Origin of the sequence: Kitasatospora sp. NPDC051702 (assembly GCF_040681575.1) — a bacterium.
GTDB lineage: Bacteria > Actinomycetota > Actinomycetes > Streptomycetales > Streptomycetaceae > Kitasatospora.
The window spans coordinates 73,610-88,448 of sequence record NZ_JBFAZB010000012.1 but is presented as its reverse complement, the minus strand read 5'-3'; the positions used below and the strand labels follow the sequence as shown (position 1 = coordinate 88,448).

Annotated in this window: 11 protein-coding genes; 6 read left to right on the top strand and 5 right to left on the bottom strand. The window is 72.1% G+C overall.

Annotation, left to right across the window (positions count from 1 at the left end):
• The first annotated feature begins 252 nt into the window (after positions 1-252).
• From AB0N04_RS13380 to AB0N04_RS13360, 5 genes are all read left to right on the top strand, one after another.
• The gene (locus AB0N04_RS13380) at positions 253-1,899 is read left to right on the top strand and encodes an ABC transporter substrate-binding protein (protein ID WP_360210806.1); all 1,647 of its coding nucleotides are present in this window, start codon (positions 253-255) and stop codon (positions 1,897-1,899) included.
• A 122-nt stretch (positions 1,900-2,021) separates the two neighbouring features.
• On the top strand, positions 2,022-2,966 hold the full coding sequence (locus AB0N04_RS13375; protein WP_360210804.1) for an ABC transporter permease: 945 nt from the start codon (positions 2,022-2,024) through the stop codon (positions 2,964-2,966).
• Positions 2,959-3,915 (top strand): ABC transporter permease, encoded by a 957-nt coding sequence (locus AB0N04_RS13370; protein ID WP_360210802.1) that lies wholly within the window; start codon positions 2,959-2,961, stop codon positions 3,913-3,915. The genes AB0N04_RS13375 and AB0N04_RS13370 overlap by 8 nt, the downstream gene beginning before the upstream one ends.
• A 63-nt stretch (positions 3,916-3,978) precedes the next feature.
• Positions 3,979-5,028, top strand: coding sequence for an ABC transporter ATP-binding protein (locus AB0N04_RS13365; protein WP_360210966.1), 1,050 nt, complete (start codon positions 3,979-3,981; stop codon positions 5,026-5,028).
• Positions 5,021-6,040 carry a dipeptide ABC transporter ATP-binding protein gene (locus tag AB0N04_RS13360; RefSeq protein ID WP_360210800.1) on the top strand — a complete coding sequence of 340 codons (1,020 nt, stop codon included), beginning with the start codon at positions 5,021-5,023 and terminating at the stop codon, positions 6,038-6,040. The genes AB0N04_RS13365 and AB0N04_RS13360 overlap by 8 nt, the downstream gene beginning before the upstream one ends.
• Before the next feature lie 93 nt (positions 6,041-6,133).
• On the opposite strand, the gene AB0N04_RS13355 is transcribed toward AB0N04_RS13360, so the two are convergent.
• The 5 genes from AB0N04_RS13355 to AB0N04_RS13335 form a co-directional block, all read right to left on the bottom strand.
• Positions 6,134-7,846 carry an ABC transporter family substrate-binding protein gene (locus tag AB0N04_RS13355; RefSeq protein ID WP_360210798.1) on the bottom strand — a complete coding sequence of 571 codons (1,713 nt, stop codon included), beginning with the start codon at positions 7,844-7,846 and terminating at the stop codon, positions 6,134-6,136.
• A 138-nt stretch (positions 7,847-7,984) separates the two neighbouring features.
• The gene (locus tag AB0N04_RS13350; protein ID WP_363364238.1) at positions 7,985-10,315 is read right to left on the bottom strand and encodes a peptidoglycan binding domain-containing protein; all 2,331 of its coding nucleotides are present in this window, start codon (positions 10,313-10,315) and stop codon (positions 7,985-7,987) included.
• A 238-nt stretch (positions 10,316-10,553) separates the two neighbouring features.
• The gene (locus AB0N04_RS13345) at positions 10,554-11,015 is read right to left on the bottom strand and encodes a DUF6113 family protein (protein ID WP_360213779.1); all 462 of its coding nucleotides are present in this window, start codon (positions 11,013-11,015) and stop codon (positions 10,554-10,556) included.
• The gene (gene mshB, locus AB0N04_RS13340) at positions 11,012-11,932 is read right to left on the bottom strand and encodes an N-acetyl-1-D-myo-inositol-2-amino-2-deoxy-alpha-D-glucopyranoside deacetylase (RefSeq protein WP_360213781.1); all 921 of its coding nucleotides are present in this window, start codon (positions 11,930-11,932) and stop codon (positions 11,012-11,014) included. The genes AB0N04_RS13345 and mshB overlap by 4 nt, the downstream gene beginning before the upstream one ends.
• A 48-nt stretch (positions 11,933-11,980) precedes the next feature.
• The gene (locus AB0N04_RS13335) at positions 11,981-12,175 is read right to left on the bottom strand and encodes a DUF2304 domain-containing protein (protein WP_360213783.1); all 195 of its coding nucleotides are present in this window, start codon (positions 12,173-12,175) and stop codon (positions 11,981-11,983) included.
• Positions 12,176-12,490: 315 nt separating this feature from the next.
• On the opposite strand from AB0N04_RS13335, the gene AB0N04_RS13330 reads away from it, so the two are divergent.
• Entirely contained in the window at positions 12,491-14,644 is a 2,154-nt protein-coding gene (locus AB0N04_RS13330) for a prolyl oligopeptidase family serine peptidase (protein ID WP_360213785.1), read from the top strand.
• Positions 14,645-14,839: the final 195 nt, after the last annotated feature.

Here is a 14,839-nt window from a genome sequence, read left to right as displayed (position 1 = left end):
GGAGCGGGTGATTCCGTTTTCGATATGCGGGAATTTGGCGAGCATTGTCCGGCCTGGCCTGAGCATGTAATTGAAAAGAGACGTGACGTGGATTCCGCAAGGGGGGTCGGTTGATCGATAGTTGCTCTGCGCGTATCAGCGGTCACCTCGCCAACTGTGTGGATCGGCCCTGATGTCGACCTCCGCCATGCCCGGCACACCGAGTGGCGGGGCGCCGTTCGTTCGTAAGCCCCTAAATCGAGGAGCAGTTGAATGAGGCTCACCAAGACGATGCGTCTGACCGCGCTCGCGGCGTGTGCGGCACTGGCGATCTCCGCGTGCAGCACCGGCAGCGACAAGAAGTCCTCGGAGCAGGCGAGCGGCGGCACGGGCAAGACCGGCGGCTCGATCAGCATCGAGTCGGGTGAGCCGCAGAACGGCCTGATCCCGCAGAACACCGCGGAGTCCGAGGGCGCGCAGGTGGAGTTCGCGCTCTTCGCCGGCCTCGTCGAGTACGACCCCAAGACCACGGCGCCCAAGCTGCGCGTCGCCGAGTCGATCGAGACCCAGGACGCCACCGTCTGGACCATCAAGCTCAAGGACGGCTACACCTTCCACAACGGCGAGAAGGTCACCGCGCAGTCATTCGTGGACGCCTGGAACTGGGGCGCCAACCAGGACAACGCCGCGCAGGGCCTGCCGTTCTACGACAAGATCCTCGGCTCCGAGGACCTCGCCCCGGGCAAGGACAAGAAGCCGACCGCGACCGAGCTCAAGGGCCTGAAGGTGGTCGACGACAAGACCTTCACCGTCACCCTCAAGGCGCCGTTCTCGCAGTTCAAGACCATGCTCGGGTACAACGCCTTCTACCCGCTGCCGAAGGCGTTCTTCGCGGACCCGAAGGCGTTCGGCGACAAGCCGATCGGAAACGGTCCGTTCCAGATGGACGGCGCCTGGGAGCACAACAAGCAGATCAAGATCAAGCGGTACGACAACTTCCCGTCCTTCGACCGAAAGGCGAAGCTGGATTCGGTCACGTTCAAGATTTACGACAAGCTGGAAACCGCGTACAACGACCTCCGCGCGGACAACATCCAGATCACCAACAAGCTGCCGATCTCGGCGCTCGCGACGGTCTCCCAGGAGTTCGGCGACCGGTACATCTACCGGCCGGAATCCGGTGTCGGCTACCTCGGATTCCCGATCTCGACCAACCCGGCGTTCAAGAGCGCGGACCTGCGCAAGGCGATCTCGATGGCGATCGACCGCGACGCGATCTGCAAGACGATCTTCTCCGGCACCCGCGTGCCGGCCTCGGACTTCATCAGCCCGATCATCCCCGGCTACCGCCAGGGCGCCCTCGGCGACGCCGCCAAGTACAACCCGGCGAAGGCCAAGGAGCTCTACACCCAGTCCGGCGGCCTGCCCGGCAACAAGCTCGAGATCGGGTACAACGCGGACGGCGGCCACAAGGAGTGGATCGAGGCCGTCGGCAACCAGCTGAAGAACAACCTCGGCATCGAGGTCACCTTCAAGCCGTTCGAGAAGTTCGGCAAGATCCTCGACGCCCTGGGCAAGAAGGAGTACTCGGGCGCCTTCCGGATGGCCTGGCAGATGGACTACCCGTCCATCGAGAACTACCTGCGCCCGATCTTCTCCAAGGTCGCCATCGAGAACGGCTCCAACTACGGCGGCTACGTCAACGAGGACTTCGAGGCGCTGCTCGCCAAGGCCGACGGCGCGAAGACCGACGACGAGGGCATCAAGCTCTACCAGCAGGCCGACGACATCCTGATCAAGGACCTCCCGTACATCCCGGTCTACACCTACATGCTCTCCTCGGCCTACACGAAGGCCGTGAAGAACGTGATCGTGGACGCGCAGAACCGGATCGACCTGGCCAGCGTCGAGCTCGCCTGATCCGACGTCACCCTCCCGCCCCCGGCGGGCGGGAGGAGCCCACGACCGGCACCACCGATGGGCGGTGAGGGAAACCCCCGCACCGCCCGTCAGTGGCGTGCCCCCAACCGTGAGGAGGCCGCATGGGCCGCTATGTGGTCCGCCGGGTCATCCAGGCCCTACCCGTGATCCTCGGCGCGACGTTCCTGATCTACGCACTGGTCTTCCTGCTGCCTGGCGACCCCATCCAAGCGCTGGCCGGTGAGAAGCGCGCGGACCCCACCGTGGTGGCGATCCTGCGCGACCGGTACCACCTGGACGACCCGTTCTTCGTCCAGTACTGGCACTACCTGATCGGGCTGTTCAAGGGCGACTTCGGTGAGGACTACCGCGGCAACGCGGTGGTCGACGTGATGACGCGGGCCTTCCCGTACACGATCAACCTGGCGCTGACCGCGCTGGGCGTGGAGATGGTCATCGGCATCGTGGCCGGCGTGGTCGCCGCGCTGCGGCGCGGGCGCTTCATCGACAACCTGGTGCTGATCTCGACCCTGATGGTCATCTCCATCCCGACCTTCGTGATCGGCTTCGTGCTCCAGCTGCTGCTCGGGGTGAAGCTCAACCGCGACTACGGCATCGACTTCTTCCCGGTCTCCTTCAACGAGGACGCCGGGTTCCGCTCGTACCTGGTGCCGGCCTACGTGCTGGCGTCCACCTCGCTCGCGTACATCGCCAGGCTCACCCGGACCAGCCTGATCGAGGTGATGCGGGCCGACTACGTCCGCACCGCGGTGGCCAAGGGCCTGAGTCCGGTGCGGGTGGTGGTGCGGCACGGGCTCCGGAACGCGCTGATCCCGATCATCACCTTCCTCGGCATGGACCTGGGCGGACTGATGGGCGGGGCGGTGATCACCGAGGGCATCTTCAACATCCCCGGGATCGGCCACCAGCTGTTCCAGTCCGTCTACCTGCGCGAACGGACCATCGTGGTGGGCGTGGTGAGCGCCCTGGTGATGGTCTACCTGTTCACCAACCTGGTGGTCGACCTGCTCTACGCCGTTCTTGACCCGAGGATCCGCTATGAGTGAGCCGACGAAGCACGAGGACGTGAAGGTGTCGATCCCCGCGCAGGCCGGCGGGGACGTCGCGGCCCCGGCCGCCCCGGCCGCGGCCGGCAAGGAGCGGGTGGCCAGTCTCTGGACCGACGCCTGGTACGACCTACGGCGCAACCCGCTGTTCATCATCGGCGGCCTGCTGGTGCTGTTCATGGTGGCGCTGGCCGTCGCCCCGCAGCTGTTCACCGACCAGGACCCGAACTCGGCCGGCTTCTGCGAGCTCTCCTCCTCGTTGAAGCGCCCCAGCGCCGACCACTGGTTCGGCTTCGACGTCCAGGGCTGCGACATCTACACCCGGACGGTCTGGGGCGCCCGCAACTCGATCATCGTCGGCCTCCTGACCACCTCGCTGGTGGTCCTGGTCGGCGGGACCCTCGGTCTGCTGGCGGGCTGGCTGGCCGGCTTCTGGGACAGCCTGCTCTCCCGGGTCACCGAGATCTTCTTCGCGATCCCGCTGCTGCTCGGCGGCATGCTCATCATGTCGACCTGGCAGAAGGGCAACGCCTGGACGGTCTCGGCGGTGATGGCGGTGCTCGGCTGGCCGCAGATCTACCGGCTGATGCGCTCGGCGGTGATCTCCAACAAGCACAACGACTACGTCGTCGCGGCCCGCGCGCTGGGGGCCGGCACCCGGCGGATCGTCACCCGGCACATCCTGCCGAACGCGGTGGCCCCGGTGATCGTGGTCTCCACCATCAACCTCGGCGTCTACATCGGCGCCGAGGCGGCGCTGTCCTACCTGGGCATCGGCATCCAGTCCCCGGCGATCTCCTGGGGCCTGATGATCAGCGACGCCCAGTCCCGCTTCCTGAACGCCCCGCACGTGCTGCTCTTCCCGGCGGCCGTGCTGAGCATCACCGTGCTGGCGTTCATCATGCTCGGCGACGCGGTCCGCGACGCCCTCGACCCCAAACTGCGCTGAGGAGGGCCGCGAACCATGGCTGACCTGACGAAGCCGTCCGGGAGCAGGGACGGCGGGCCGCGGATGGACGCGGTCCAGGTGATCGGCGGCGGACGGGAGCACCTGGTGCCCGGCACGCCGCTGCTGGAGGTCGACGACCTGCACATCGAGTTCCACACCCGGGACGGCGTCGCCAAGGCCGTCAACGGGGTGAGCTACTCGGTGTCGGCCGGCGAGACCCTGGCGGTGCTGGGGGAGTCCGGCTCGGGCAAGTCGGTGACCGCGCAGGCGATCATGGGCATCCTCGACATGCCGCCGGGGCGGATCACGGCGGGCCGGATCCTCTTCCGTGGTCAGGACCTGCTGACCATGGGCGCCAAGGCCCGGCGGGCGGTGCGCGGCCGGAAGATCGCGATGATCTTCCAGGACGCGCTCTCCTCGCTCAACCCGGTGCTCAGCGTGGGCTACCAGCTCGGCGAGATGTTCCGGGTGCACCAGGGGGCCACCCGCAAGGAGGCGAAGGAGAAGGCCGTCGAGCTGATGGAGCGGGTGCGCATCCCCGCCGCCAGGCAGCGCGTCGGCGACTACCCGCACCAGTTCTCCGGCGGCATGCGCCAGCGCATCATGATCGCCATGGCGCTCTCCATGGAGCCCGACCTGATCATCGCGGACGAGCCCACCACCGCCCTGGACGTCACCGTCCAGGCCCAGGTGATGGACCTGCTCGCCGAGCTGCAGAACGAGTTCCACATGGGGCTGATCCTGATCACCCACGACCTCGGCGTGGTCGCCGACGTCGCGGACAAGATCGCCGTGATGTACGCGGGCCGGATCGTCGAGACCGCCCCGGTGCACGAGCTCTACGCCCGGCCCGCCCACCCGTACACCCGCGGCCTGCTCACCTCGATCCCGCGGCTGGACCAGAAGGGGCAGGACCTCTACGCGATCAAGGGCCTGCCGCCGAGCCTGCTGCGGATCCCGCAGGGCTGCGCGTTCAACCCGCGCTGCGACCGGGCGCGGGACCGCTGCCTGACCGAACTCCCGGCGCTGGTCCCGGTGCTGGACGCCGACGGGGCCGACCTGCCGGGCCGCCGCAGCGCCTGCCACTTCTGGAAGGAGACCCTCCATGGCTGAGCCGATCCTGGAGGTCCGGGACCTGGTCAAGCACTACCCGCTGACCCAGGGCATCCTGTTCAAGCGGCAGGTCGGCGCGGTGAAGGCGGTCGACGGGGTCAGCTTCGACCTGGTGAAGGGTGAGACGCTGGGCATCGTCGGCGAGTCCGGCTGCGGGAAGTCCACGCTGGCCAAGGTGCTGATGAACCTGGAGCGGGCCACGGCCGGCCGGGTGCTCTTCAAGGGCGAGGACATCACCCGGCTGTCCGGGGCCGGGCTGAAGGCGGTGCGCCGGAACATCCAGATGGTGTTCCAGGACCCGTACACCTCGCTGAACCCGCGGATGACGGTCGGCGACATCATCGGGGAGCCCTTCGAGATCCACCCCGAGGTGGCGCCCAAGGGGGACCGCCGCAAGGCCGTCCAGGACCTGCTGGACGTGGTCGGGCTGAACCCGGAGTACATCAACCGGTACCCGCACCAGTTCTCCGGCGGCCAGCGCCAGCGCATCGGCATCGCCCGCGGCCTCGCGCTCAAGCCGGAGCTGATCATCTGTGACGAGCCGGTCTCCGCCCTGGACGTCTCCGTCCAGGCACAGGTGATCAACCTGCTGGAGCAGCTGCAGGGCGACTTCGGGCTCTCCTACATGTTCATCGCGCACGACCTCTCGATCGTCCGGCACATCTCCGACCGGGTCGGCGTGATGTACCTCGGCACGATGGTCGAGATCGGTACGGAGGAGGAGATCTACTCCTACCCGACGCACCCCTACACCCAGGCCCTGCTGTCGGCCGTCCCGGTGCCCGACCCGACCGGGCGGGAACAGCGCGAGCGCATCCTGCTCAGCGGCGACCTGCCCTCACCGGCCAACCCGCCGTCGGGCTGCCGCTTCCGCACCCGCTGCTGGAAGGCGGAGGAGCGCTGCTCCACCGAGGTCCCGCTGCTCGCGGTGCCCGCGCTGCTGGAGGGCCCGGCCGCGCACCAGGCGGCCTGCCACTTCGCCGAGGTCCGGGACGTGATCGGGACGGGCTGACACCGGCCCGCGCGAGCGGCCGGGCTCCGGGGGCGAACGGCACCCGGGGCCCGGCCGGTTCGGCGGTGTGCGCGTCGGCCGCCCCGGCCGGGCTCAGCGCTCGAAGCCGACGTTCTCCCAGACGATGTCGGACAGCCCCTGCGCGCCGATGTTGGCGAGGTTGGCGCGGGCGCCGTACAGCTGCGGGCGCTGGTAGAGCGGGAGCACGCCGGCCACCTTCCACAGTTCGCCGTCGGCCTGGTTGATCGCCTCGGACGCGGTGGCGGCGTCCGGTGCCGCGGCGGCCCGGTCGAGGGCGGCGTCCACCGCCTGGCTGCCGGCGCCGACGTGGTTGGTGCCGCCGTTCTGGACGAAGTTGGCGCGGTTGCCGCTGGCGGGGAAGGGCGTGCCGAGCAGCGAGTAGGCGGTGATGTCGAAGTCGTCGCGGTTGACGTACCGGTCGAAGAACTCGTTGGCGGCGGCGGTCACCGTGGTGACCTTGACGCCGACGTCCTTGAGCATCCTGGTGGTGGTGGCGGCCTCGTTCTGGGCCTGGGTGACGCCGGCCGGGATGACCATCCGCAGGTTCAGCTCGCGGCCGTCCTTCTTCCGCACGTCGCCGTCGAGCTTCCAGCCGGCCGCGTCCAGCTTGCGGGCGGCCTCGGCGGGGTCGTAGCGGCTGAGGCCGAGGGAGTTGTCCCGGTACGCGTTCTGGTTGGCGACCAGCAGGTGGTTGTTGAGCGGGACGGCGGGCCAGTCCAGACCGTTGAGGTCGGCGCGGATGACGGCGTCCCGGTTGATCGCCTGGAAGACGGCCTGGCGGACGGTCGCGTCGCTGAGCGCCGGGGTACGGGCGTTCAGCGTGAACTGGCGGAAGTCCGGCCCGCCGGCCCGGCGCACCGCGGCGCCCTTGGTGTTCCTGATCGTCTGGTAACCGGCCACGTCGGGGCCGTTGTTGAAGAGGTCGATCTCGCCCTTGGCGAAGGCGGCGGCCATGGCGTTGGGCAGCATCGCGTGGAACACGATCCGGTCCAGCACCGGCTTGTCGCCCCACCAGCCCGGGTCGGCGACCAGGGTGACGGTCTGCGCGGCGCGGTCCAGCTGCTCCACCTTGAACGGGCCGGCGGTGACCGGGATCGCGTCCAGGTAGGCGGAGTTGAACTGGTCCGGGGTGGCGACCCGGCTCGCCGGCAGCAGCGGCGCGTTGGCGGCGCCGTTGAACATCGACTGCCACTCGGAGAACGGGCGGTCGAAGGTCATCACGGCCTGGAAGTCGTCCTTGCCGCGCTCGACCGAGGAGACCAGCTCGAAGCCGGTGCTGCTGGACGACTTGTAGGCCGGGTCCTTCCCGTTCAGGGCGCGCCAGTTGGCCTCGATGTCGCGCCACGTGATCGGGGTGCCGTCGGACCAGTGGGCCTTCGGGTTGAGCGTCCAGACGACCACCTGCCGGCCGTCCCGCTGCTCCGCGTGGGCGTCCTGCAGGTAGGCCGGGTTGACGGTCTGGGTGCCGGCCGCGTCGGAGCGGAAGAAGGTCGGCAGCAGGGGCTTGGTGACGCTGATCGTCGAGGACTCGCTGCCGTCGGCGTGGATCGGCGACCACTGCCGGGAGAACTGCGCGATCGCCAGGTTGAGGGTGCCGCCCTGACGCAGCTGGGCGCGGTCACGCGGGTTGACGTCGATCGAGGTCAGCTTGGGGGTGCCGGCGGCCGGCAGCCCGTCGGCGGAGCCGCCGCCCTGACCGGACGCGCACGAACAGAGCGCCAGCGAGAGGGAGAGGGCGGTGAGACCGGCGAGTACGGCCGTCCGGTGGTGGAGGCGGCGGCTCATCGGCGTGCTCCCGAGGTGGCTGTGGCGGAAGGTGTGGCGTCACATCTTGCTGACCGGGAGGTGGAGTTGTCGAGGGGCGGGCCGGCTCCCTCCGGATCGGAGGGAGCCGGCCCGCCCCTGGACGGGTGCCGCTCGGCGTCAGGCGGCGGTGAACTTGAAGGTGCGGTCCTTGTCGCCGCTCTTCTCGAGCAGCGGGGTGAGGGCGTCCGCGACGTCCTGCGGGGTGAGCACGGCGGTCTGGCCGTTCTTCTTGACCTTCACCTTGTCGAACACGCCGTCCAGCTGGGCCTTCAGCGCGTCGAGGTCCCACTTGGGCACGATCTTGCCGGAGGCGTCCGGGACGAGCGTCAGCGCCTTGGCGGCGCTCTTCGGCCCGAAGTCCCACTTCTTGACGCCGACCAGGACGTGGATGTTGCCGTTGACCGCGGACTTGCCGAGGCTGTCGGCGGCGGCCTGCAGCGCCTGCGCGGAGGTCTTGGGCTGGGCGGCCGTCACCGCGAGGGCGACCGGCTGGTCGGGCTTGCCGGCCGCGCGGTCGCGGTAGGCCTGCTCGACCACGTCGAGGGCGCTCGCCGAGTCCACGGCCTGGCCGGCCCGGCCGGGCACGACGACCGGGTCGCCGTTGTCGGCGAACTTGACGTAGCCCTCCTGCAGCCCGGAGCCCGAGCCGGCGGCCAGGGTGTCCAGGGCGGCCTTCAGCTTGGCCCGGTCGACCTTGACCTCCGGGGCGACGGCCTTGGTGCCGCCCTGGAGGGACTTGATGACGTCCACCGGGTTGTAGCTGTGCTGGGCGAGGCCGTCCACGGTGCCGGTGGTGTCGAAGGCGAGCCCGGCCACGGTCGGGTCGAGGTCCAGCACCTGGTCGCCGACCTTCAGCTTGAGCGGCTGCTGACCGGCCTTGCCGACGGTCTCGTCGAGCTGGTGGATGGCCTGGTCGCGGCTGCTGCCGCCGATGTCGGTGCCGAGCACGACGGTCCCCTTGGGGATGTCGGACTGGTTGAGCATCAGGCCGGTGCCGTACGCGGCGGCGCCGAGGAACAGCACCCCGCCGACGCCGTAGACGGCCAGCTTGACGAGCTTCTTGCCGGAACCGCCGCGCTTGCCCTTGGCGGGCTCGGCCTTCGCCGGCTGCGGCGCCGGCTTGGCCGCCGCCGGACCGGCCGGCGCGGGCCTGCCCTGGGCCGGGTGCGGCTGGGCGCCGTCGGGGCGCGGGCCGGGAGTCGGCAGCGGGGTGAACTCGGTGGCCTCCGGGTCCTGGCCGGCCTGCTGCGGGCGGCCCGGGGCCGCGCCGGGCGCTCCCGGGAAGAGTCCGCCGGGGGCCGGGGCGGCGAAGGCGTCCTGGCCGGGGTGCTGCGGGGCGAAGGCGTCCTGGCCCGGGCGCTTGGTGGCGAACGGGTCGGCGCCGGCCGGGGCCGAGGCGAACAGGCCGGGCTGCGGGCGGGTCTCGCCGCCGTGCGCGGCGCCGTTCTGCGGCAGGCCGGATATGGCGCCGGGCGGCGGAGTGTTCTCGCGGACCGGCCGGAAGCCGTCGACCGAGGTGTCCTCCGGGTTGGCCTCGCCGGCCGCCGGGCCCTGCGGGTGGGCGCCGGGGCGCGGGCCCTGCTGCGGGCCGCCGGCCGGTCGGCCGCCCCGAGGGGCGCCGTTGGGCCGCGCGCCGTTGGGCTGCGCGCCGTTCTGCGGGCGGGCGCCGCGCTGGCCGCGGGCACCGGCCTCGGGTGCCGCCGGGGCGAACGGGTCGGCGACGGGGGCGGCGGCCTCGTAGACGCCGGGCTCCTCCGCGGGGGCCTGCGGACCGGCCGGGTTCGACGCCTGCGCGGGCACCGGACGGCCGTTCGGGCGGGCCGCGCCCTGGGCGGCCGCGGGGCGGGAGCCGCCCGGCCGGGCGGCGGCGGCCGGGGCGGCCTTCGCGCGCGGCTCGGCGCCGGCGGGCGCGGCCGGGGCCTCCGCGGTGCCCGGGGCGCCGGCGGCGACGGCGGCCGGGGCCGGCTCGCCGGCCTTCTTCTGCCGCGGCCGGAACCAGGCACCGGTGGACTCGGACTCGGAGGTCGCCGGCGGGATCGGCGGGATCTGCCACTCCGGCGGCAGGTTCGGCGGGGTGGCCGTGCGGGTGTCACCCTCCATCACCCCGAGGACGGGGGAGGCGGGCGCGGAACGGTGCCGCGGGCCGCCCGGCTCGGCGGCCGCCGGGGCGTCCTCGCCGGAGCCGCCGTCCTCGTTCTTGACGGTGCTGCGGACCACGACCGGCGGGATCGGGCGCGAGCCCGGGATGTTGATCCGGACCCGGGTGGTCAGCGTGGTCTCGGTCTTGGGGCCGTCGTCCTCGGCGCCCGACGCGGCGCCCTGGGCGGCCGCGGCCCGGTCGCCGCCGGGGAGCCCCGGTGTGCCGTAGGGCGGGGTGCCCGACGGGTAGGCGTCCGGCCCCGTACGCCGCGGCGTCGGGTGGGCGTTGTCAGATTCGCGGCTGCTCAATGCTGCTCTGCTCCGGGTTCGCGGGCGGGCCGTGCGGCGCGACCGCGGTTCGTGGTCGCCGGGCCTGGGCGGGCGGCGGTCGGGTACGGCGTTCTGCGGGACCACCATACTGGGAAGAACTGAGCGGCGAACGGCTTCGGACAGATCCTGATACGTCCGGTTCCTCCGTTATGAGAGTACGGCCGTGTGGTCCTGACTGCGCGTCGTGCGCAGCCCCGTTCGCGCCCCGTGGGCGGGGTCAGCGCGGTGGCGCCGGCACGCCCGGGAACCAGCTCGTGCGGGTGGGCAGGGTGGCGCAGATCACGCCGAGGACGGAGCCGGCGAACAGCCAGGCCAGCGAGGTGGCGTTGGACCACAGCACGTTGTCGCCCTCGGGCCGGGGCACGATCAGCAGCAGCATCGCCAGGAACCAGCCGGCCGCGGGCATCGCGGCGCCGAGCCGGGTGCCGGTGACCCGCAGGCCCGCGTAGAAGGTGGCGCCGGTCGCGGCGAGTGCCAACAGGACTCCCACGGGCGGCCACAAGGCCTGCACAAAGGATCCGCAGACCGACACCGCGATGCCCAGCAGGAAGAACAGCAGGTAGGCCGCGATGCGGGCGGCGCGCGGGGGCTGAGGCTCGGCCAGCCGCTCGTCGCGGGTGCCGAGGACGATCGCCGGGATCGAGCGGCGCGGCGCCCGGGCGGTGGCGGGCTCGGTCATCGGGTGCTCTCCTCTGCGGTGGTGTGCAGCGGCTCGGGGTCGGGCGCCAGGCCCGCGAACAGGTCGTCCTCGGGTCGGCCGGGGCCGGCCTGGCCGCGAACCAGCTGGTAGTACTCGGTGGCGACCAGCGGCTGGCCGAGGTCGTTGGAGAGCGCGAAGAAGGGGCCGGCCACGGTGATCTGGGTGGCGTGGGCGGCCATCGCGGCCGCCTTGCGCCCGGCGTGCGCGGCGCCGTCCAGGACGGTGGTGACCAGCTCGTCGGCCACCACCCCCGGGACGTCGGCCGGGGCGGCCACGCCGGGGAACGGCGCCCGGGCGGCCGTCTCGGCGAGCCCGGCCTCGATCACCGAGCGGGGCATCCGGTTCCAGTACACCTTGGCGATCCGCCAGGCCGGGCCGAGCTCCGGGCGGTGGGCCGGGTCGGCCGCCAGCTCGTACCCGCGCATCGCGACCCGGTGCGCCTGGACGTGGTCCGGGTGCCCGTAGCCGCCGTCCTCGTCGTAGGTGACCAGCACCTGCGGCCGGACCTCGCGGATCACCGCGACGAGGTGGCCGGCCGCCTCGTCCACGTCGGCCTGCCAGAAGCAGCCGGGCACGTCGTTGTCGGGCACGCCCATCATCCCGGAGTCGCGGTAGCGCCCCGGGCCGCCGAGGAAGCGGAAGTCGGTGACGCCGAGGGCGCGCATCGCCTCGGTGAGCTCGCCGATCCGGTACGTGCCGAGGGTGTCGTCCCGATCGGCCGTCAGGTGGGCCAGCTCGGGGGGGATCACCTCGCCGCCCTCGCCGAGGGTGCAGGTCACCAGGGTGACGTGGGCGCCCTCGGCGGCGTACCGGGCCATGGTGGCGCCGTTGCCGATCGACTCGTCGTCGGGGTGGGCGTGCACCAGGAGCAGGCGGCGGCCGGTAGTCGCGGTCATGGGATGAAGCCTAACGACCGGCCGGTCGCGGGTCGGGCCGGGCGGGGGTCAGAGCTTCAGGCCGTTGATCATCCCGGCGAGGTTGCTGGTGAACTGGCTGATCGACGGCGCGATCGAGCTGGACGCCAGGTAGAAGCCGAGCAGCGCGCAGACGATCGCGTGCGCGAGCTTCAGCCCGGAGCGGCGGATCAGCACCACCACGATGACCAGCATCAGCATGGCTGCGGAGACGGACAAAGCCATGTCGGCTCACACCCCTTCTCGGGTGCGCCGCCCCCGGGGAGGGCGGCGGTGGGACCGTGCGGGACTTGCGGTCGGGTGACCGGGGCCCGGGACGGGGCCCGACGATCACTCGCCTGAGCCAGTCTTACCCGATGGGTAAGGGGAGCATTACATTCAGTGAGTCCCCGCGCGCCGGGGCACGGTGGCACCGGTGGGGCGCACGGGCCGGTCGGAGGGGGTGCGGGGCCCTCCGGGGCGTCCTCGGCGAGGATGCTCCGAACGAGTGATCACCGGGCTTCCGGCGGGCGGGAGTCCGCCGTCGTAGGGTCTGGTGCCATGACCACCCACACCCCTGCGGACACCTTCCCCCGGCAGTACGCGCGCACCCTGCGCTACACCGTCGGCGCGCCCCGCTCCTTCTCCGTCGCACCCGACGGCTCGCGGGTCGTCTTCCTGCGCTCCCGCGCCGGCGGCGATCGGGCCAACCTGCTCTGGAGCCTCGACACCGGCACCGGCGAGGAGCGGATCGCCGCCGACCCGGCCGTGCTGCTCGGCGGCGGCGAGGAGGACCTCTCGCCCGCCGAGAAGGCCCGCCGCGAGCGCAGCCGCGAGGGATCGGCCGGCATCGTCGGGTACGCGCTGGACGCGGCCGGCCGGCTGGCCGCCTTCGGGCTCTCCGGCCGGCTGTTCACCGCCGACCTGACCACCGGCGACACCGCCGAACTGCCCGCCGCCGGCCCGCTGCTGGACCCGCGGGTCTCCCCGGACGGCGTCCACGTCGCCTACGCCAACACCGCCGGCGAACTGCGGATCACCCGCACCGACGGCACCGGCGACCGGGTGCTCGCCGAGCCCGACGGCCCGAACGTCACCTGGGGCCAGGCCGAGTTCATCGCCCAGGAGGAGATGGACCGCGACCGCGGCTTCTGGTGGTCCCCGGACGGCGACCGGCTGCTGGTCGAGCGCGCCGACGACTCCCCGGTGCGCCGCTGGTGGATCGCCGACCCGGCCAACCCCGAGCGCGAGCCCGCCGAGGTCGCCTACCCGGCCGCCGGCACCGCCGACGCCGAGGTCGGCCTCTGGCTGGTCGACCTGGACGGCGACCGCACCGAGGTGCGCTGGGACCGCGCGGCCTTCCCGTACCTGGCCCGGGTGCACTGGTCCGCGGGCGGCGCGCCGCTGCTGCTCGTCCAGGCCCGTGACCAGCGCAGCCAGCTGCTGCTCGGCCTGGACCCGGCCACCGGTGCCACCGAGGTGCTGCTGGAGGAGCGCGACGACGCCTGGCTGGAGCTGTTCCCGGGCGTCCCGGCCTGGACGCCGGACGGCAAGCTGGTCCGGATCGCCGACGTCGGTGAGGCCCGTGCGCTGGTGATCGGCGAGGAGACCGTCACCGGGGCCGACCTGCACCTGCGGTCGGTCGTCGCGGTCACCGACGACGAGGTGTTCTTCACCGCCTCCGGCGGCGCCGCGGAGACCGACCCGGAGCCCGGCTGGATCGCCGTCGGCCGGATCAGCCACGACGGCAAGCGGCTCGGCTGGGAGTCCTCCAACGGCCGGCCGTTCACCTCCGTCACCAGCGCCGTGCACGCCGGCGGGATCACCGTGCGCGCCACCGCCGAGCCCGACCTGCCCGGCAGCCTGGTCACCGTCGCCCGGGACCTGCCCGAGGGCGTGGTCGTCGACGAGGTCGCCGTCATCGCCTCGTACGCCGAGACCCCGGTCATCACCGCCCGCCCGGTCTTCCGTTTCGCGGGCGAGCGCCGCATCCCGGCCGCCGTCTTCCTGCCCACCGGCTACGACCGTGAGCGGGACGGCCTGCTGCCCGTCCTGATGGACCCGTACGGCGGCCCGCACGGCCAGCGCGTCGTCCAGGCGCACAACCCGCACCTCAACTCGCAGTGGTTCGCCGACCAGGGCTTCGCCGTGGTCGTCGCCGACGGGCGCGGCACCCCCGGGCGCGGCCCGGCCTGGGAGAAGTCGATCGCCTTCGACTTCGCCGGAGCCACCCTGGACGACCAGGTGGACGCGCTCCATTCGCTCGCCGGGGAGTTCCCGCTGGACCTCGGACGGGTCGCGATCCGCGGCTGGTCCTACGGCGGCTACCTCTCCGCGCTCGCCGTGCTGCGCCGCCCGGACGTCTTCCACGCGGCCGTCGCCGGCGCGCCCGTGACCGACTGGGAGCTGTACGACACCCACTACACCGAGCGCTACCTCGGCCACCCCGCCGAGCGGCCCGAGGTGTACGCCGCCAACTCGCTCACCGGGTACGCCGCCGCGCTGGAGCGGCCGCTGATGATCATCCACGGTCTGGCGGACGACAACGTGGTGGCCGCGCACACCCTGCGGCTCTCCTCCGCACTGCTCGCGGCCGGCCGCCCGCACACCGTGCTGCCGCTGTCCGGCGTCACCCACATGACGCCGCAGGAGGAGGTCGCGGAGAACCTGCTGCTGCTCCAGGTCGACTTCGTGAAGCGCTCGCTGGGGCTGTGAGCGGATGAGGGGGAGCGGGGTCGGAACAGGGCGCCGGGGCCCTTCGCGTACGGTGCCGCGGGGCCCTGCCGCTCCCCCCTGGCCGCGTGTGCCCGGACGGGCGACCAGTCCGGCCTCGACGTGACCACACGCTAGCCCCCGGTACCGACAGGGGGCCGCCGAACGGCGCAACGGTGGCCGGCACCCCGCCCGGGG

What these genes read in the sequence shown, in the direction of transcription:
- AB0N04_RS13365 (WP_360210966.1), top strand. Translation starts at nt 3,979, where the DNA reads ATGGACGCGGTCCAGGTGATCGGCGGCGGACGGGAGCACCTGGTGCCC.
- AB0N04_RS13370 (WP_360210802.1), top strand. Translation starts at nt 2,959, where the DNA reads ATGAGTGAGCCGACGAAGCACGAGGACGTGAAGGTGTCGATCCCCGCG.
- AB0N04_RS13360 (WP_360210800.1), top strand. Translation starts at nt 5,021, where the DNA reads ATGGCTGAGCCGATCCTGGAGGTCCGGGACCTGGTCAAGCACTACCCG.
- mshB (WP_360213781.1), bottom strand. Translation starts at nt 11,932, where the DNA reads ATGACCGCGACTACCGGCCGCCGCCTGCTCCTGGTGCACGCCCACCCC.
- AB0N04_RS13355 (WP_360210798.1), bottom strand. Translation starts at nt 7,846, where the DNA reads ATGAGCCGCCGCCTCCACCACCGGACGGCCGTACTCGCCGGTCTCACC.
- AB0N04_RS13335 (WP_360213783.1), bottom strand. Translation starts at nt 12,175, where the DNA reads ATGGCTTTGTCCGTCTCCGCAGCCATGCTGATGCTGGTCATCGTGGTG.
- AB0N04_RS13345 (WP_360213779.1), bottom strand. Translation starts at nt 11,015, where the DNA reads ATGACCGAGCCCGCCACCGCCCGGGCGCCGCGCCGCTCGATCCCGGCG.
- AB0N04_RS13380 (WP_360210806.1), top strand. Translation starts at nt 253, where the DNA reads ATGAGGCTCACCAAGACGATGCGTCTGACCGCGCTCGCGGCGTGTGCG.
- AB0N04_RS13375 (WP_360210804.1), top strand. Translation starts at nt 2,022, where the DNA reads ATGGGCCGCTATGTGGTCCGCCGGGTCATCCAGGCCCTACCCGTGATC.
- AB0N04_RS13330 (WP_360213785.1), top strand. Translation starts at nt 12,491, where the DNA reads ATGACCACCCACACCCCTGCGGACACCTTCCCCCGGCAGTACGCGCGC.